This window comes from Nocardia sp. NPDC003482 (assembly GCF_053588115.1).
In genome coordinates, this window is the sequence record NZ_JBSFPI010000005.1 from 269,968 (window position 1) to 285,818 (window position 15,851).

22 protein-coding genes are annotated in these 15,851 nt (G+C 65.8%); 13 read left to right on the forward strand and 9 right to left on the reverse strand.

Features of this window, described 5'->3' with window-relative positions; genetic code table 11:
* Window positions 1-101: 101 nt before the first annotated feature.
* Window positions 102-1,187: an S-(hydroxymethyl)mycothiol dehydrogenase gene (locus tag ACWDSJ_RS10415; protein WP_450030885.1), complete on the forward strand. Its 1,086-nt coding sequence runs from the start codon at window positions 102-104 to the stop codon at window positions 1,185-1,187.
* A complete protein-coding gene (locus ACWDSJ_RS10420; RefSeq protein ID WP_450030887.1) occupies window positions 1,184-1,807 on the forward strand; it encodes an MBL fold metallo-hydrolase in 624 nt (207 codons plus the stop codon). Before ACWDSJ_RS10415 ends, ACWDSJ_RS10420 begins: the two co-directional genes overlap by 4 nt.
* Before the next feature lies 1 nt (window position 1,808).
* On the opposite strand, the gene ACWDSJ_RS10425 is transcribed toward ACWDSJ_RS10420, so the two are convergent.
* Genes ACWDSJ_RS10425 through ACWDSJ_RS10435 form a run of 3 tightly spaced genes read right to left on the reverse strand, consistent with a single transcriptional unit; the run spans window position 1,809 to window position 2,826 of the window.
* A complete protein-coding gene (locus tag ACWDSJ_RS10425; protein WP_450030889.1) occupies window positions 1,809-2,264 on the reverse strand; it encodes a DUF5753 domain-containing protein in 456 nt (151 codons plus the stop codon).
* Window positions 2,204-2,683, reverse strand: coding sequence for a helix-turn-helix domain-containing protein (locus ACWDSJ_RS10430; protein WP_450031029.1), 480 nt, complete (start codon window positions 2,681-2,683; stop codon window positions 2,204-2,206). The genes ACWDSJ_RS10425 and ACWDSJ_RS10430 overlap by 61 nt, the downstream gene beginning before the upstream one ends.
* A complete protein-coding gene (locus ACWDSJ_RS10435) occupies window positions 2,683-2,826 on the reverse strand; it encodes a hypothetical protein (RefSeq protein ID WP_450030891.1) in 144 nt (47 codons plus the stop codon). Before ACWDSJ_RS10435 ends, ACWDSJ_RS10430 begins: the two co-directional genes overlap by 1 nt.
* A 191-nt stretch (window positions 2,827-3,017) precedes the next feature.
* On the opposite strand from ACWDSJ_RS10435, the gene ACWDSJ_RS10440 reads away from it, so the two are divergent.
* Window positions 3,018-4,238 carry a helix-turn-helix domain-containing protein gene (locus ACWDSJ_RS10440; protein ID WP_450030893.1) on the forward strand — a complete coding sequence of 407 codons (1,221 nt, stop codon included), beginning with the start codon at window positions 3,018-3,020 and terminating at the stop codon, window positions 4,236-4,238.
* 33 nt (window positions 4,239-4,271) lie between these two features.
* Here ACWDSJ_RS10440 and ACWDSJ_RS10445 read toward each other — a convergent pair whose 3' ends face one another.
* Window positions 4,272-5,006 carry a 2'-5' RNA ligase family protein gene (locus tag ACWDSJ_RS10445; RefSeq protein WP_450030895.1) on the reverse strand — a complete coding sequence of 245 codons (735 nt, stop codon included), beginning with the start codon at window positions 5,004-5,006 and terminating at the stop codon, window positions 4,272-4,274.
* Window positions 5,007-5,097: 91 nt separating this feature from the next.
* Here ACWDSJ_RS10445 and ACWDSJ_RS10450 point away from each other — a divergent pair, with 91 nt between their 5' ends.
* Together ACWDSJ_RS10450 and ACWDSJ_RS10455 are read left to right on the forward strand one after the other, a co-directional pair.
* Entirely contained in the window at window positions 5,098-5,289 is a 192-nt protein-coding gene (locus ACWDSJ_RS10450; RefSeq protein WP_450030897.1) for a hypothetical protein, read from the forward strand.
* A gap of 195 nt (window positions 5,290-5,484) precedes the next feature.
* Window positions 5,485-6,102 carry a 2'-5' RNA ligase family protein gene (locus ACWDSJ_RS10455; protein WP_450030899.1) on the forward strand — a complete coding sequence of 206 codons (618 nt, stop codon included), beginning with the start codon at window positions 5,485-5,487 and terminating at the stop codon, window positions 6,100-6,102.
* 164 nt (window positions 6,103-6,266) lie between these two features.
* Here the strand turns inward: ACWDSJ_RS10455 and murG are convergent, their stop codons facing one another.
* Window positions 6,267-7,448: an undecaprenyldiphospho-muramoylpentapeptide beta-N-acetylglucosaminyltransferase gene (gene murG, locus ACWDSJ_RS10460; protein WP_450030901.1), complete on the reverse strand. Its 1,182-nt coding sequence runs from the start codon at window positions 7,446-7,448 to the stop codon at window positions 6,267-6,269.
* Between the two features lie 84 nt (window positions 7,449-7,532).
* Window positions 7,533-8,309, reverse strand: a complete 777-nt coding sequence (locus ACWDSJ_RS10465) for an EI24 domain-containing protein (protein WP_450030903.1) — start codon at window positions 8,307-8,309, stop codon at window positions 7,533-7,535.
* 188 nt (window positions 8,310-8,497) lie between these two features.
* Here ACWDSJ_RS10465 and secY point away from each other — a divergent pair, with 188 nt between their 5' ends.
* Complete coding sequence (secY, locus tag ACWDSJ_RS10470) at window positions 8,498-9,811, forward strand: preprotein translocase subunit SecY (RefSeq protein WP_450030904.1); 1,314 nt, start codon at window positions 8,498-8,500, stop codon at window positions 9,809-9,811.
* Between the two features lie 14 nt (window positions 9,812-9,825).
* Window positions 9,826-10,653 carry a LuxR C-terminal-related transcriptional regulator gene (locus ACWDSJ_RS10475; RefSeq protein WP_450030906.1) on the forward strand — a complete coding sequence of 276 codons (828 nt, stop codon included), beginning with the start codon at window positions 9,826-9,828 and terminating at the stop codon, window positions 10,651-10,653.
* Window positions 10,654-10,659: 6 nt separating this feature from the next.
* On the opposite strand, the gene ACWDSJ_RS10480 is transcribed toward ACWDSJ_RS10475, so the two are convergent.
* On the reverse strand, window positions 10,660-11,091 hold the full coding sequence (locus ACWDSJ_RS10480) for a tautomerase family protein (protein WP_450030908.1): 432 nt from the start codon (window positions 11,089-11,091) through the stop codon (window positions 10,660-10,662).
* A 93-nt stretch (window positions 11,092-11,184) separates the two neighbouring features.
* On the opposite strand from ACWDSJ_RS10480, the gene ACWDSJ_RS10485 reads away from it, so the two are divergent.
* Together ACWDSJ_RS10485 and ACWDSJ_RS10490 are read left to right on the forward strand one after the other, a co-directional pair.
* The gene (locus tag ACWDSJ_RS10485) at window positions 11,185-12,093 is read left to right on the forward strand and encodes a LysR family transcriptional regulator (protein ID WP_450030910.1); all 909 of its coding nucleotides are present in this window, start codon (window positions 11,185-11,187) and stop codon (window positions 12,091-12,093) included.
* Window positions 12,094-12,104: 11 nt separating this feature from the next.
* Window positions 12,105-12,338 (forward strand): hypothetical protein, encoded by a 234-nt coding sequence (locus tag ACWDSJ_RS10490; protein ID WP_450031039.1) that lies wholly within the window; start codon window positions 12,105-12,107, stop codon window positions 12,336-12,338.
* A gap of 8 nt (window positions 12,339-12,346) precedes the next feature.
* Here ACWDSJ_RS10490 and ACWDSJ_RS10495 read toward each other — a convergent pair whose 3' ends face one another.
* On the reverse strand, window positions 12,347-12,526 hold the full coding sequence (locus ACWDSJ_RS10495) for a hypothetical protein (RefSeq protein ID WP_450031041.1): 180 nt from the start codon (window positions 12,524-12,526) through the stop codon (window positions 12,347-12,349).
* Between ACWDSJ_RS10495 and ACWDSJ_RS10500 the strand changes: the two genes are divergently transcribed.
* A complete protein-coding gene (locus ACWDSJ_RS10500) occupies window positions 12,455-12,991 on the forward strand; it encodes a LuxR C-terminal-related transcriptional regulator (protein ID WP_450031031.1) in 537 nt (178 codons plus the stop codon). The genes ACWDSJ_RS10495 and ACWDSJ_RS10500 overlap by 72 nt on opposite strands.
* A gap of 26 nt (window positions 12,992-13,017) precedes the next feature.
* On the opposite strand, the gene ACWDSJ_RS10505 is transcribed toward ACWDSJ_RS10500, so the two are convergent.
* Window positions 13,018-13,233 carry a hypothetical protein gene (locus ACWDSJ_RS10505; protein ID WP_450030912.1) on the reverse strand — a complete coding sequence of 72 codons (216 nt, stop codon included), beginning with the start codon at window positions 13,231-13,233 and terminating at the stop codon, window positions 13,018-13,020.
* A gap of 291 nt (window positions 13,234-13,524) precedes the next feature.
* Here ACWDSJ_RS10505 and ACWDSJ_RS10510 point away from each other — a divergent pair, with 291 nt between their 5' ends.
* From ACWDSJ_RS10510 to ACWDSJ_RS10520, 3 genes are read left to right on the forward strand one after another with little or no spacing between them, the layout of a single operon-like run.
* Entirely contained in the window at window positions 13,525-13,857 is a 333-nt protein-coding gene (locus tag ACWDSJ_RS10510) for a hypothetical protein (protein WP_387364621.1), read from the forward strand.
* A 10-nt stretch (window positions 13,858-13,867) separates the two neighbouring features.
* Complete coding sequence (locus tag ACWDSJ_RS10515) at window positions 13,868-15,145, forward strand: hypothetical protein (protein WP_450030915.1); 1,278 nt, start codon at window positions 13,868-13,870, stop codon at window positions 15,143-15,145.
* A complete protein-coding gene (locus ACWDSJ_RS10520) occupies window positions 15,142-15,783 on the forward strand; it encodes a hypothetical protein (protein WP_450030917.1) in 642 nt (213 codons plus the stop codon). Before ACWDSJ_RS10515 ends, ACWDSJ_RS10520 begins: the two co-directional genes overlap by 4 nt.
* The last annotated feature ends 68 nt before the right edge of the window (window positions 15,784-15,851 follow it).

Genomic DNA, 15,851 nt, shown 5'->3' on the forward strand with positions numbered 1-15,851 from the left:
TATGACGTGGACCACATTCCAGACACTATTCCGGATGGGTGCATGGATACTGAACCGGACTGATGGCCCGGCCTGTTCGGGCCGGTGGACACGGAGGTGACATGGCCGAGATCGTGCGTGGCGTGGTCGCGCGAACGGTGGGCGAACCCGTCGAATCGACCGATATCGTGATCCCCGATCCGGGGCCGCACGATGTGGTCGTGCGGGTGCTGGCGTGCGGGGTGTGCCATACGGATCTGACCTATCGCGAGGGTGGGATCAATGACGAGTTCCCCTTCCTGCTCGGGCACGAGGCGGCTGGAATCGTCGATCACATCGGGTCGGCGGTCGACCATGTGGCGGTCGGGGATTTCGTCGTGCTGAACTGGCGTGCGGTGTGCGGGCGGTGCCGGGCTTGTCGGCGGGGGCGGCCGTGGTACTGCTTCGACACGTTCAACGCGTCGAAGAAGATGACGCTCGCCGACGGGACGGAGTTGACTCCGGCGTTGGGCATCGGGGCGTTCGCGGAGAAGACGCTCGTGCACGAAGGGCAGTGCACGGTCGTGGATTCGCGGATCGATCCGGCGGTGGCCGGGTTGCTGGGGTGCGGGGTGATGGCCGGGCTGGGCGCGGCGCTGCACACCGGGCAGGTCGGGCTGGGGGACAGTGTGGCCGTCATCGGGTGCGGGGGTGTCGGGGCGGCGGCCGTGGCCGGGGCCGTGCTGGCCGGGGCGACGACGGTGATCGCGGTCGATCGGGACAAGGCCAAACTCGAGACGGCCGTGGAATTGGGCGCCACGCACACCGTCGATGCCTCCGTATCGGACCCGGTCGCGCTGATTCGTAAGTTCACCGGGGATTTCGGCGCGGATGTGGTGATCGACGCGGTCGGGCGACCCGAGACCTACGAGCAGGCGTTCTACGCCCGCGACCTCGCCGGTACGGTAGTGTTGGTCGGCGTGCCTACTCCGGATATGCGGTTGGAAATGCCGTTGCTGGACTTCTTCTCGCGCGGTGGGGCGTTGAAATCGTCGTGGTACGGCGATTGCCTACCCGAGCGGGACTTTCCCACGCTGCTCGCGTTGCATCGGGCGGGGCGGTTGCCGTTGGAGCGGTTCGTGTCCGAGCGGGTCGGGCTGGGGGATGTCGAAAAGGCTTTCGCCACAATGAAATCCGGGCGGGTGCTGCGGTCGGTGGTGATGTTGTGAGTGCGGTGGAGCGGGTGGTCACGTCCGGGACGTTCGAGCTGGACGGCGGGTCGTGGGAGGTCGACAACAATGTGTGGGTGGTGGGGGACGATCGCGAGGTCGTGATCGTGGACGCCGCGCACGACGCGTCGGCGATTCTGGACGCTGTTGGTGATCGGGTGGTGCGGGGGATCGTGTGCACGCACGGGCACAACGATCACATCGGGGTGGCGGGGGAGCTGTCGTCGCGGACCGATGCGCCGGTGCTGCTGCATCCCGGGGACGAGATGTTGTGGCGGGTGGTGTATCCGTCGTCCGGGTTCTCGTCCTTGGAGGACGGTGCGCGAATCTCGGTGGCGGGGACGGATATTCAGGTCATCCACACGCCTGGGCACTCGCCGGGGTCGGTGTGTTTGTACGCGCCGGAGCTGGGTGTTCTGTTCAGCGGGGACACGCTGTTCTCCGGTGGGCCCGGGGCTACGGGGCGGTCGTATTCGGACTTTCCGACGATCATCGGGTCGTTGCGGGAGAGGGTGTTCACCTTGCCCGGTGAGACGGAGGTTCGGACCGGGCACGGCGACGGGACCTCGGTGGGGGCGGAGAGTCCGCATTTGGAGGAGTGGATCGCTCGGGGGTATTGAGTTAGGACCCCAGAAGCATTGTGCGGGAGTCGGATTCGCTGAGAGCGACGCGGCGTAGTTCGGTGATCGTGGACTTGTAGGCGTCGATCTCTTCCGAACGCTCGAGGAAGAGGTCTCCCACATGTTCCTCGATGTAGACGACGGGCGGTTCGGTGAGCCTGGGGTGGGGGACGAGCGGGAACTCCATGAGGGAGAACGATCCGACGAGCGCGCCGATGTGACTGCGAGAGTTGAATGGCACCACGCGAATCGAGACATTCGGGCGCCGCCCGAGTTCGGCGAGGTAGCGGCGCTGCTCGGCCATCACCCCCGCCCCGCCCCACTCCTCGCGAATCGCGGCCTCCGACAGCATGACCTCGGCGGTGAACGCCGGATCATCCAGTCGGCGTTGCTGTTTCACCTGATGGTCGATGCGCCGCTCGATCTCCCCGGTCGGCAGGTGCGGGCTCTTGTCCACGCCACCGCGCGCCGGTAGTCGAGCGTCTGCACGATCGGCGGAAGCAGGATCACCCGCCACGCCGTCACGCGCCGAGCGGCGTTCTCCAACATGGCGAAAGGGTCGAAATCAGCCGGGGCACAATCGATATGCGGCCGCCACCAGCCGCCACCATTTCTGGCATTGCCCCGAACCTCGGCCGCCAGCGCGAGCACCATCCGGCGCTTCTCGTCGGAGACGCCGTAGTGATCACACAGGGCGTTCATGTAGAGGTCCTTCGCCGACGGCAGGGAAACGCCGTCCTCCAGGCGGGTCATGGTCTGGGGGGAGATACCCAGGATGCGGGCGGCTTGGAAGCGGGTGATGTTCGCCTTCTCTCGCAAGGCGTTCAGTTGGCGGCCGAGGGCGCGGCGGGCGAGGGTGGAACCTTGGGCGGGCATCACTCACCGTCCTCGTGCTCGACGCGTTCCCGGATGGCGTCGACAGTGATATCTCTTGGAATTCGTTGTGGCCACAGGGAAATCAGGAAATAGGTGGCCAATGAGCCCAGAAGGGCAGCGATCAAGGCCAAGGCAATGCTCATGGGGTAACACCTCCGGTATCGAGGGATAGGGCACCGTGGTGGATCGGAAAGCATGTGCTGTCCGCTCGACATCGACGAGCGCGACGCACGAAGGAACAGTAAGGCGAGACGAAGCGCCGAACGGTGCCTTCGGTGTCTACACGGCATCTACGGCTCCTCCCCGAACCGACCGGCCGCGATAGCCTGGAACTGTGGAAAACCAGGACGCCACAATCACCGGATCTCGGCTGCGAGCGGCCAGAGAAGCGGCGGGATTGAGTCTGTCCGGCATGGCCGAGCGCGTGCCCTACAGCCGAGCCGCGCTCGGCCACTACGAAACCGGGCACCGAACCCCCACGGCGGAAATAGTCGCGTGGTACGAACGAGTGTGCGGCCCGTTCACCGACGCGGTGAGTTCGGCTGTCGCACTGGCGAAGAACGAAGTGGACCGCCGATCGTTTCTGCGCAACGCCGTCTACAGCGCGGCATTGTCGGCAAGCGCTCTTGCCCCTCTACCCGAGTCCACCGCACGCCTGACTCACCTCGACCAATCCCGGCGCGTCGGACTCGCCGAGGTCCGCGCGGTCCGCGACATCACCGCGGCGTTCCACCGGCTGGACGAGGTACGCGGTGGAGGCGCTGGACGTACCGCCGTCGCCGAGTTTCTGGCGACCGATGTGGCCGCTCTACTTCGAGCGCGATTCGCCGACGCCACTGTTCGTTTCGAGGCATTCAGCGCCGCAGCGGAATTGGCGTATCTCACTGGATTCAAGGCGCACGACGCGGGAGCGGATGGTCTCGCGCAACGGTATTACCTGGCAGCCCTGCGGCTCGCTACCGAGGGCGGGAGCGATGGCCAAGCCGCATGGGCTCTGCGTGCTTTGAGCGTGCAGTCGACCGATATCGGAGAGCGTCGGTTCAGTGTGGATCTCGCCGAGGCGGCCGTCCAGCGAGCACGCGAGGACATCGATGAGGTGGCCATGGCTCAGTTCAAGGTGACCCTCGCCCGTTGTCATGCGGAGACTGGAAGCGCGACCGCCGCACGGGACCTGCTGAGGGAGGTCACGGCCCTCACCGATAACGAGCACACGGCGGAGCTGCCCCCGTGGATGGCGTCGTGGACGCCCAACGGAGGCACGGTCGCGCATCAGACGGGCAAGGCGCTGGAGGCCCTGGGGGAGCTGAGGGAAGCGGAACGGTACCACGAGCGGGCGACGACGCTCTGGAATCCGGAGACGCATGCGCGGGTCCACGCGATGATCGCGGGGGAGACCGCGATGTTGAGGCTGCGGTTGGGCGATGAAGCGGGGGCGGCGAGGATCGTGAATCCTGTGCTCGACACTCTCGAGGAATTGGAGTCGGGTCGGACCCGGGGAGTGCTGGCGAGGATCAGTGCCACGGCTCCGGAACTGGTGGTCGGGCGCCGCACCTGATGTGCCTTGTTTCGATACAGTCGTCGGGCGTTCCTATGGCCGAAGGGCGATGGCCGTGCGGTCCTGCCACTTGTAGTGGTGCTCTGTCCGCCATAATCGGACAAGCTTCACTTCTTCGATGCCTACCTTGACGGTAGGTAGATGTCTCAGCCTGGCAACGTCTTTCACGATCGGAGCGGCAGGGCGACGCTGATTGTTGTACGCGATTCCGAGATGCGGCCGGAATTGGGCAGTCGGCCTGGGCATTTGGGTTGGTCGCGTCCTGGTGATACTTCCGCGCAACGCGGCATGGAGTTCCACAAGCGGTTGCCACGGTGCAACCGAAAAGCGAATAGCGCTGGGCGAACCGGTCAATGGTCCGATCTCGAGCGAAAAGGGCCTAAGCGCTGCGAGGTTCGCTCGGGCCGCACTCGCGCACGCCGACAGGACCTCGGCATCGAGCATGTCCGCGTCTCCAACCTTGACGAGCGTCAAGTGGAGCCCGCCTGGCGGAACCATGTCGAGGTGCTCTGTCTCGAGCTGTGCCTGGCACCGCTCGACGTGAGACACGAGCGCATCGTCGGCGAAGGTGAGGTACCAGTAGTAAGCGGCATGTCCGGGCGGCCACGCCTTCATACTCCAATGATTCTCGAGCAGCGTCAGATTCGCGAATGCCTGCCAGTCATTCGCGCGGATGGTGTGGGGGTCGATCAAGGAGTCGGGTGCCTCCGGTGGGAACGGACCGCCGTTCACGCTCGCGCCTGCGGGTGAGCGGGATTCCGCGAACATCTCGAGATCGGTTCGGTGGGGCGACACAGGCCGAGCTTATCGCTCAACCCGACGCTCTCAGGGCCGCCGACAGCCTGCGCCGGAAGGAACCTTGCGCGCCGTGCAGGTGGTGCCCGATGGCGATCCTATGCACCGTCGGCTGTTACTGACCCTGACTGGTGCCGTGCTGATTGCGCCCGTCCACCGAGCGCTCCTAACCCGCACGATGGATACGCGCATCGAGATCGAGACCGTCGACGAAATCGACACTACGACCGCCAGTCTACGCAGGATGAACGATTAGGTCGGACATTCGTGCCCCCTCGAAGTCGATTTGGTGAGGTTATGATTCTGCCGCAACGGCTCTGGACGTGGCCGTCGTCAGAAGCACCTCTGCGAGACGATCGGCGGCGTCCGGCCGTTCATGCTGCCGAGCGTTGGGGCGATACCGCCCAGCTCCGGGCAGTGCGGGAGGTGCTCGCGAACGTGAGGAGCGTCGATGAGCGCGATGGCCAGCCCGGCAGATAGAGGCGATGATCCTCCCGCTGAAGCGCTCGGGTACTACTGGTTTCTGACATTCGAACACGCGCTGGAACTGCATGCCGCCGTGAAAGAGTGCCAGCGGCATATTGATCCAGACCTCTTCGACCTGACGCCGACCAGCGGCTTGCATCTCACCGTGGACAGGATCGCGCGGGTTGGAAAGACAACGCGCGAATGTCTCGACTCGATAGCCGCGGCTGCGGTCCGCACCTGTCAGGGGCAACCTCCGCTCACGTTGCGGCTGGCGCATGTGACCAGTCTGCGTGGGGCTATCGGCTTCATCGTTACGCCCGCCGATGCCGTGCGGGCGCTTCGAGACCGGTTGCGAGCGGCGACCTTGACGATCTCCCCGGACGCACCGGTCAAGATGTCAGCATCGACTCCGCACATCACGATTGCTTATCCGGCCTCTGAAAATGCTTCGGCGGTAGCCGCTTCGACCGCGGGAGAGATAGATGCCGTAATCGCCCCGGTCGACGTGGTGGTCACCGAGGCGGTGCTGGTGCGGCTGGAGCGGGGCAGAAGCGGGTATACGTGGGAGGTCCAAGCGCGAATTCCGCTGCGAGCACGGTGAATCGACTGTCCTGCTGGCAGAGTGGTCGTACCTGGACACGTGTACGGCGGGACCGAGAAGCGAAGGGCATCGGCTCGATCAAGGAGCGGGCGCCTCTGGCGGAGAACGGACCGCTGTACATGCTCGCGTCTGTGAGCGAGTGAATGCCGCGAACATCTTTATCGCTACCGCTGTTGGTCGCGGCTCGGCATGGCTGTCGTCAGGAGCTCCTCCGCGAGCCGTTCGGCGGCGTTCGGTCGTCCGTGTTGCCGAGCTCGTTCGGCCATGGCCGCGCGTCGCTCGGGCTCGTCGAGCAGTGAAGCCAGTGCGGTGCGCAACGTCTGCGGCGAGACATCGGTGGCGAGGCTCACCGCCGCACCTGTGATCTCCAATTGCGCTGCGTTGTGGGCTTGTTCGTTGCCCGCGGCGGAGGCGAGGGGTATCAGGATGGCGGGTTTGCCGATGGCGGTGAGTTCCGCGATGGTGCCCGCCCCGCTGCGGCAGATGACGAGGTCGGCCAGTGCCAGTACGTCGGGCATTTCTTCGGCGATGAATTCGGTCACCGAATAGCGTTGCGCGAGGGGCGATTCCAGTGTGGTGGAGAACTCGCGCAACTCGGCGGCCGAGGCTGTGCCGCATTGGTGGATCACGTTGGCGTGCAGTAGAAGCCAGGGCAGGATCTGGCGGACGGTTGTGTTGATCTGTTGTGCGCCTTGTGCGCCACCGGTCACGAGGATGGTGGGCAGGGATCGGTCGAAGGTGTGTAGGCCAAGTGCGTCGATGGCCTTGTCGGGTTGGCCGGTGAAGATCTCCGGCCGGACCGGGTTGCCGGTGACGACTGCCCTGGTCCGCAACTTCGCGGGTAGTAGCGTCAGGCTCGATTCGGACGACAGGGCGATGCGGTCGGCCAGTCGGCCGAGGACGCGATTGGCCAGGCCGAGGCGGACGGTCTGCTCGTGAATCACTAAGGGGCGGCGGCAGATTCGGGCAGCGATGCCAGAGGGGATGGAGACGTAACCGCCCGTGGTCAGAACAGTATCCGGTTGAAAACGCGCGACCTCGCGGCGGGCTTGGGCGATGCCGAGCGGAACGCGTGCCATGTCGGTCGCGTTGGCTCGCGACAGCATTTTGAGCGGGTTGCGGTCGCGTCGGATCTTACCGACGGCCACCGGGGCGAAGGGGATCTGTTCGCGGTCGGCGGTCCTGGCCTCCAGCCCGTCGGCCTGTCCCAGCCAGAGGACCTCGATGCCGCAGCCGGATTCGGCGAAGCGCTTTCGGAGGACGCGGATCGTGGTCAGCGCTGGGAAGACGTGGCCGCCGGTGCCGCCGCCGGCGACGAGCAATCGAAACGGGGAGGTGTCGGGCACCTCGGGAGCATAGTCGTTGGAACGCCGCGCGTTGGCGCGCAACGAACTCCGGGACGGGCGAAACTCGAGGCCGGAACGGCCCGGCTACCGATCGGCGGCTGGCCCGAACTGGTCGTCCCGCTCCGCCTCACCCACCAGATCCCGAACAAGCAGAGTCGCCCCCGCCACCGCCCCCGGCATCAGGAAAACCGCGATGAGCGGAATCAAGAAGACAGCCGCCAAGGGAGCGCCGAAGCCCCACACCAGCGTTCGGCGGGAGCGCAACAGTTTCAGCCGTTCTCGTAGTTCGATCGAGCGCCGCTGCAAGGCCATTGCCGTGAGTTGCTCGGTGAGGAAGAAGCCGGTGACGAAGATCGCGAGGACTGGGATCACGGTTTGGCCGAGGAGGGGGAGGAAGCCCAGGGCGAACAGGAGGAGGGTCCAGAGGGTGGCGCGGAGCAGGATTCGGAGGCTGTCGCGGGCGGAGATCCATAGCTCTTGCCACAGGGGGCGATTCGATTGCGGGGCGCGGCCGTTCGGGGCGGCCGCGCGGTCGACTCGTTCGGAGAGGGCCTCGTAGAAGGGCTGGCCGATCAGCAGGGTGACCGCGGTGAAGCTGAGCACCGCGAGCAGGAGGGCCAGGGCGATCAGGAGGGCGGTGACGAAGACCCGTAGTAGTTCCGCACTGGACCAGTGGTCGGCGAATCCGGTGACGGCGGTGGCGATGTCGTAGCCGTAGCGGATCAGGGCGATCAGTGCCGCGAGGTACAGCGCGAGGGTGATCAGGCCCGGTAGGAGGCCGAAACCGTATTGGCGGCCGTGCCCGAGGATCCAGCGTTGGCCGGTCAGGAGATACCGGAAGCCTCTACCGAAGTCGCGCACGGCCTTACCCTACCGAGCCGGGGCCGCTGTTCCAGGACGATCGCGGCTCGGCGTGCTCGTTCCCTCCATCGGGGGAGGGCGATTTACCCCTCGCGGCCGACGTGCGCCGACCGCCAGCACCCGTACCGTCGGAGATCCCGAGGCAGGGCCGATCGCCTGTGCCGCAACGATATTCGTCAGGAGGAGCCGTGTTTTCCGCCATCGCGTCGGCCGTGCGGACCCCGGACCTCCGGCGGAAGATCCTCTTCACCCTCGGGCTGATCGCGGTGTATCGCCTCGGGGCCGCGCTCCCGTCTCCCGGAGTGGACTATCGGTCCGTCCGTACCTGTCTCGGGATCGTCTCCGGCAGTGGGTCGGCCGGGATCTACCAGCTGATCGACCTCTTCTCCGGCGGCGCGATGCTGCATCTGTCGGTCTTCGCGATCGGCATCATGCCCTTCATCACCGCGAGTATCATCACCCAGCTGCTGACCGCCGTGATTCCGCGCTTCGAGCGGCTGCGCGGCGAGGGGCAATCCGGGCAGGCCAAGATCACGCAGTACACCCGTTATCTCGCGATGGCGCTGGCGGTGTTGCAGGCGACGACTCTGGTCGCGCTCGCCGCGCGCAGGCAGCTGCTTCCGGGCTGTCCGCGCGATATCCTCTCCGACACTTCGCTTTTCGGCATGATCGTCATCGTGCTGGTGATGACCGCGGGCGCGGGCCTGGTCATGTGGTTCGGCGAGCTGATCACCGAGCGGGGCGTCGGCAACGGGATGTCGTTGCTGATCTTCGCCGGGATAGCGGCGCGAATTCCGGTGCAGGGCAGGCAGATATACGACAGTCGTGGGTTGCCGATCACGATTCTGGTGGGTGTCGGCGCGCTGGTCGTGATCGTGGGGGTCGTCTTCGTCGAGCAGGGGCAACGGCGGATTCCGGTGCAGTACGCCAAGCGGGTGGTCGGGCGCAGGATGTACGGCGGGGCCCCGACGTATCTGCCGCTGAAGGTGAATCAGGCCGGGGTCGTTCCCGTCATCTTCGCGTCGTCGCTGCTGTATCTGCCGAATCTGGTGGCGCAGTTGACGTCTTCCGGGCACACCGCGGCGTGGCAGGAGTACGTGCGGCGGTACCTGACGAACCCGACGAGTCCGGTCTACGTCGCGGTGTACCTCGCGCTGATCGTGTTCTTCACCTACTTCTACGTCGGGGTCACCGTCGACCCGGAGGAGCGTGCGGATGAGATGCGGAAGTTCGGCGGGTTTCTCCCCGGATACCGTCCGGGCAAGCCGACCGCGGATCACCTGAGCTTCGTGCTGAGCCGCATCACCCTGCCGGGCGCGATCTATCTCGGCGCGGTGGCTGTCCTGCCGAACCTGCTGTCGGGCGCGGGATCCGGCGGTCCCGCACAGAACTTGGCATTCGGCGGTACCTCGGTGCTGATCGTGGTGAGCGTGGGCCTCGACACCGTCAAACAGCTCGAAAGTCAGGTGATGAACAAGAACTACACGGGGTTCCTCCGCTGAAGCAGACTGTGTCCATGCCGACGACCACACTGCCGCGCCCGCTGCTGCTGCGGCTCGTGTCCACGCTCGTGCTCGCGCTCACCGCGACGATGTTGTCGGCGGGCAGCGCGCACGCCGTCACTCCGGGCGCGGGGCGCAGCTTCACCGCGGACGCCGATCCGGGGCGCGGCACGACGACTTCGGTGCTGCTCGCGCACAATCAGATCGTTTTCCGGTCGGGTTTGCGGGCGGTGCTCGAGAGCCAGCCGGACCTGCGCTGCGTCGGCGAGGTCGGCGACGGGCCCGCCGTAGTGCGGGAGATGCGGCGACTGCGACCCGACATCGCCATCCTCGCTCTCGACCTGCCCGGGCTCGACGACACCGCCGTCGCCGAGCCGGTCGCCGAATTCGGCAGTACCAGTCGGATTCTCGCCCTCGCGTCCGAGCGCACGGACGAAAACCTTTATCGCGCACTGCGTTTGGGTGCAAGCGGCTTTCTCACCGAAGCGCTGCCGGGTCGAGACCTCGTCGCCGCAGTCCGGGCCGCCGCACACAATCCCGCGCTGATCGATCCCCTGCTCACCCGCCGCCTGATCGAGCGCCTGTCGCACGGCATCGAACCCTTCCCCACCGCGCCCGAACTCACCGCACTCACCCCGCGCGAGCATGAGGTCTTGATTCTGATGGCGAAGGCCGCCACCAACCCCGAAATCGCCGTCGCGCTCGGCATCGGGGAGCAGACCGTCAAGACTCACGTGTCCAATGTTCTTGCGAAGCTCGGGGTTCGCGATCGGGTACATGCCGTTGTGTGGGCGCATACCCGCCGGATCGTTCCGGTTCACCACTACCCGTCGTCCCGATGAGCATTGCTATCGTGGCGCAGCCGAATCGGCCGGTACGTCGGTCATGCGGGCGTCGTAGCCGGTCTGCGGGTTGACGATTCGGCCTGCGGCCCACCAGTTTTCGCGGGCTGTTTCGAGGATCGTCATCAGGACGTCCTCTTCGGGGACGTCAGCGAATCGCCGTAGGTTGGTGACGATCTCCTGGAACAGCGCGTTCTTCTGTTCGGCGGGGCGGTGATTGAAGGACAGCTGGATGAGCATGGTGCGGTCGCTGCGCGGGAGGCCGAACACCATCTGCTGCATGTGGAAGTTGTCGGGGGTGACCTCCAGGAAGACGTGGAACTGGTCGTCGTGAGGGATCTTCAAGACGTCGACCATGGCCTTATGGAGGCCAGCGGAGACCTTGCGGCGGTATTCGGGCGTGGTTCCCTGGCGCAGGTAGATGGTGATGAGTGGCATCGGCGTTCCTCTGGTCGTCGGTCTCCTCCACGCTAGGAGCGGCACCGGCATTCGGAAAGCGAATGCTTCGCATACTGGATATGCTGAAAACTCATGGACGTCACGGTGGTCGGGCTGCGGGTGTTGCGGGAGGTGGCCGAATGCGGGACCTTCACGGCCGCGGCCCGGGTTCTGGGATACACGCAGTCGGCGGTGTCCCGGCAGGTGGCGGCGCTGGAGCAGGCGGCCGGGGTGCGGCTGTTCGACCGTTATCCCGGTGGCGTGCGGTTGACCTCGGCGGGTCGTGCTCTGTTGCGGCACGCCGTGACGGCATTGGACGCATTGGATGCGGCCGACCGGGAGTTGCGCGGGAATGCGGACGAGGCCGGTTCGGTGCGGCTCGGCTTCTTCCCGGCGGCGGGAGCGGTACTCGTGGCCCGCGCGCTGGCGACCATGCGCCGGGAGCATCCGCACGTCGGAGTCGCTACGCGGGAGGGTGCGACGCCGTCTCTGGTGCGGGCCCTGCGCGCCGGATCCCTCGACCTCGCCGTACTGTCCTCGCGGCCACCGCATCGGGCGCCCGACACCGACGAGCCGTCGCTACGCGCGGAACCGTTGCTGGACGATCGTTTGGTGCTGGCGGTACCGGAGAACAGCCGCTTCGCGGGCCGAACCCACGTCGCCGCAAAGGATCTCGTCGCCGAGACGTGGATCGCCGGCCCCACCTCCACCGACGAGTCGTTGTTGGGCGTTTGGCCGGGCCTGCCCGGACGGCCCCGCGTTCAGCACGCCGCGCGAGATTGGCTGACCAAACTCCACCTGGTCGCCGCCGGAGCGGGCATCACCACCGTTCCCGCGACATTGCGCTCGGTGATCCCGCCCGGCGTTCGCCTCGTCGTCGTCGATGACCTGCCGGAGGAACGCCGCCGAGTCAGCGTGGTCCGCCCGCCCGGCCCCACAACGGCCCCCGTCCGGGCCCTCATCCACGCGCTCCGACACCAGGCGGCGGAAGTCGCGGGGTGACCTGCGGCGAGATGCGACGACTCCGGCCCGACATGGCCATCCTCGATCTCGACGTGCCGGGACTCGACTACCCCGACGTCGCCGAACTCGGCGGCGCCAGCCGAATTCTCACCCTGGCAGCCGAGCGCAGCGACGAAAACTCCTACCGCGCACTGCGTTTGGGCGCCAGCGGCTTACTCACCCGGGCGGGTGCCGGGACGAGACCTCGTCGCCGCCGTCCGAACCGAAGCGCAATCTCGCCCTGATCGATCCCCTACTGACCCGCCGCCTGATCGAGCGGCTGTCGCACGGCATCGAACCATTCCCTGCCGCACCCGAACTCACCACGCTCACCCCGCGCGAACATCAGGTCCTGATTCTGCTGGCGAAGGCCGCCACGAATCCGGAAATCGCTGTCGCACTGGGCATCGGTGAGCAGACGGTCAAAACGCATGTGTCCAATATCCTTGCCAAGCTCGGCGTGCCGCATCCGTTCCGCCTCAGCGTTAGGTTCCAGTTCATGACCATGGACCCAGCCCCCGACCTCGCCGACCTCATCTGGTTGTTCGAGGGCGAGCCGCACTGGCCGCACGCCACCGAACAGTCGCCGGTGCACACGAACGCGGACGACGAGGCGGAGTTGTGGCCGTATACCGCTGCCGTCTTCTCGCTCCGGCGGGGGCAGAGGTGGGTGGAAATGGAGATACGCCCCGATCACCACAAGATTCGGTTGATCATCGGGGTGGCAGACGATCAGCTCGCCGATCTCGAGCTCAGGGGCGTGCGATCGGTGTCGGTCGACAAACATCAAGGGCGGGAACGGCTTCGGATCGACTTCTCCGATGATGCTGTGGCCGAGTCGCTTTGGGTGGAGACAAGGCCCGAGATAAGGCTTCGCACGGCAGTCGATCGCCACTGAGCCGGAACGCAGCCGGTCGAAACGGGTCAGGTAGCGCGGAACTCCTCGGTGAAAACGACCGAGCACACGAAGGGGTCGATACTCTCCGCGAGTCGCTCGACGCGCGTCGAGAAGGACTCGAACTCCGGCCGCGCCCGCGCCTGTCGATACAACTCGGCGCTCACCCATTGCCCGTAGTTGACGAGCCTGGTGCCCTCCGCGTTCAGAGTGAGTACCTCGGCGTCCGTGCGAATGGTCGTCACCGGGTTCCTCCTCGGGCTCGAGATGGACACGAAAGCAAGGTAATAAGCGCGCATATCAACCGTACCCCGTTGGCGGCAAGATGTGTGAGCGCTGGGGTGAGCTGTTCGACCACTGGCTCGCGTGCCGCCGGGCAACCGAATGTCGAGAGCGGACACAGGGGTACAGCCACGGATATCCCAGCTCGGCGAGGTCGCGCAGTCCGACGGCGGTGATCTCCGTGGTAAATCGGATGGCGTTCCGTACCCTTGGGGCGGATTGTCTGTAGACACGGGGATGTGAGGGGAGACGGTGTGGTCGGCTTCTTCAGGGTGGACATCGACGTTCTGGGAAAGATGGTGCAGTTGCTTCGTGGTTCGGAACAGGTGCTCACCGATGCGCTGAACGCCATGAAGCAGGAGGGCCACGGCGATGTCGGGCCGAAGGTGCTCGTCGACGCCGCCGACAACTTCCACAATCGATGGCACTACGGCCTGCAGCAGATCGGTGAGCATGCCAAGGACGTGGCGGACGGCCTTTCCCGATGCCACGATGCCTATCGGCAGGTGGACAAGGAGTTCGCGGACGCATTGGATCGCGCCCGGGTGGCGGTCGAGCAGTCCATCGGTCGGTCCGAGGCACGGTGAACGAGTTCCGTTGAGTGACAACCCCTATCCCAATCTGGGCTTCAATCCGGTAGCCGGAGTTCCCGACGACGTCGAAGGTCTGCGAGGGAGGATCAACTCCGCGGGCGAGGCCATCAAGGAGACCAAAGAGGTCTTGAACCGCCTGCGCAACGGCACCGACGGCGTGTGGGTCGGACAGGGCGGCGACGCGTTCCGCAACCAGTTCGACACCACCCTGGCTCGGGATCTCGGCTATGCGCAGAGCTCCCTGGAACGGGCGGTCGGCGTGCTGGCTGGATGGCACAGCTCCTTGATCGCGCATCGTGAGGTCGCCGGCACGCTGGAAACGGAGGCGGCCGCCGCGCGTCGGGAGTACACGGACGCGCAGGCCGCTCTGCAGCGGGCCCGGGCCAATCCCGACCTCGAGCTGGCGAACCAGACCTTCTCGGATGCTGTTCAGCGGCAGGCGGCCCAGGCGCGCTTGAACAACGCCGTCGCGCAAGTCACGGCAGCGACCACCGCGGTGAACGACGCGCAGACAAAGATCGACGCGATCCTTCGTCACGCCCGGGATCTCGAACACGAGCACGAGACCGCAGCGCGCAAGGCCGCCGCCGAATTGGAAGCAGCCGCAAAGGATTTCGCACCGGAACCGCCGACGAAACATTGGTGGGACAAGATCACCGACGCGGTCACCGCGATCGGGGATTGGATCTCCCGACACCGGGAGCTGGTGCACAACATCCTGAGCACCGTGGCCGCCATCGGTGGACTCGTCGCGATGTTCACCCCGCCGCCCTTCGACGTGATCGGAATGGTCGTCGGTATCGCCGCCAGTGCGGCCGATGTGGGGTTGGATCTGAGCGACCCCAAGGTGCGCAATGACATCGGCGACTTCGCGACGGGAGTCGGGAACGGCGATTTCTTGCATGGGGATTTCCACACGCAGGACCTGGAGTCATTGTCGAAGGTCGGATTGGACAGTCTCGGCGTCGCGCCTGCCTATGGTGCCGCGAAAGGCATTGCGTCCCTGGGAGATCTGGCGTCCCAAGCGGCCAAAGCAGGTGAGGCGGCTCCTACCCTCACGAATGTGCTGTCCGATGCGGCCCATTCCGCAGGGCTCTCGACGAAGGGAATCAATACGGTCTTCACGAGGCTCGGGGTTCCCGATTCCGTGTTCGGCGTCGGTGCTCATGCCAACCCCGAGTTGGCATTGTTGAACCGCCTCGACACCATCGAGATGGTCTGGCGGGGCAAAACCGCTATCACCGCGGGCTATCACGACATCAGGGATTGGTTGAGCTCGTGACGGCCACCACTCGCAGCGTGGAACTCGGCATCGGGATTCCCGTCGGTTACGTGGGGCTCCCGTTGAGCGGCATCGACAGCAGCATCGAAAGTGCCACAGCGTTGTTGCGAGAGGTCGGTGCCGCCGATCTGGTGGCCGCCGCCGATCGGATGCTCCCGGCGATGCGGGTCTTTCTCGGAGAACTGGGCCGCAATGGCGTTCGATTCTGCGGACTCGGCAGGCATATGTTCGACGAGGTGCTTGTCACGTCGGTGCTCACGGTCCTGGTCTACGACACCGGGGGCGACCGGGAGAATCCGCGCCTGGTGGTGAAGAACTTGGCCGAAGCCGCGATCGAAGGCGGCGATCACGGCGACCTCCAGGTAGTCGAACTCGACAACAGGCCGATGCTGTTCTTCGAAAGAGTGCGCGACTTCCCGGTGCCGGAGTTCGCCGGGAACCCGACTACCGGCACGACCGCACCGGTCTATCAACTCGACGCGGTGGTGCCGTCCGAGGACGGGTCGGCCGTCGCGTCGATCGAATTGTCCACTGTCTTCGCCGAATACGGTCCGCGGTTCCGGAGCACGGTCATCGATATGGCGCGCTCGGTGAGCCTGCGGATCCAGAGCACTGGTGAAGGGGCGCTGTCACTGTGAATAATAGCCGCCGCGCTGAGCCCCGGAAGATCCGTACGATCGAGACATCCGGGCAACACGGGGACGGA

Bases quoted from the DNA above. Each gene is read 5' to 3' on its own strand.
- ACWDSJ_RS10415 (WP_450030885.1), top strand. From the start codon at position 102: ATGGCCGAGATCGTGCGTGGCGTGGTCGCGCGAACGGTGGGCGAACCC.
- ACWDSJ_RS10430 (WP_450031029.1), bottom strand. From the start codon at position 2,683: ATGCCCGCCCAAGGTTCCACCCTCGCCCGCCGCGCCCTCGGCCGCCAA.
- ACWDSJ_RS10435 (WP_450030891.1), bottom strand. From the start codon at position 2,826: ATGAGCATTGCCTTGGCCTTGATCGCTGCCCTTCTGGGCTCATTGGCC.
- ACWDSJ_RS10445 (WP_450030895.1), bottom strand. From the start codon at position 5,006: ATGTTCGCGGAATCCCGCTCACCCGCAGGCGCGAGCGTGAACGGCGGT.
- ACWDSJ_RS10455 (WP_450030899.1), top strand. From the start codon at position 5,485: ATGAGCGCGATGGCCAGCCCGGCAGATAGAGGCGATGATCCTCCCGCT.
- ACWDSJ_RS10475 (WP_450030906.1), top strand. From the start codon at position 9,826: ATGCCGACGACCACACTGCCGCGCCCGCTGCTGCTGCGGCTCGTGTCC.
- ACWDSJ_RS10480 (WP_450030908.1), bottom strand. From the start codon at position 11,091: ATGCCACTCATCACCATCTACCTGCGCCAGGGAACCACGCCCGAATAC.
- ACWDSJ_RS10485 (WP_450030910.1), top strand. From the start codon at position 11,185: ATGGACGTCACGGTGGTCGGGCTGCGGGTGTTGCGGGAGGTGGCCGAA.
- ACWDSJ_RS10490 (WP_450031039.1), top strand. From the start codon at position 12,105: ATGCGACGACTCCGGCCCGACATGGCCATCCTCGATCTCGACGTGCCG.
- ACWDSJ_RS10495 (WP_450031041.1), bottom strand. From the start codon at position 12,526: ATGCGTTTTGACCGTCTGCTCACCGATGCCCAGTGCGACAGCGATTTC.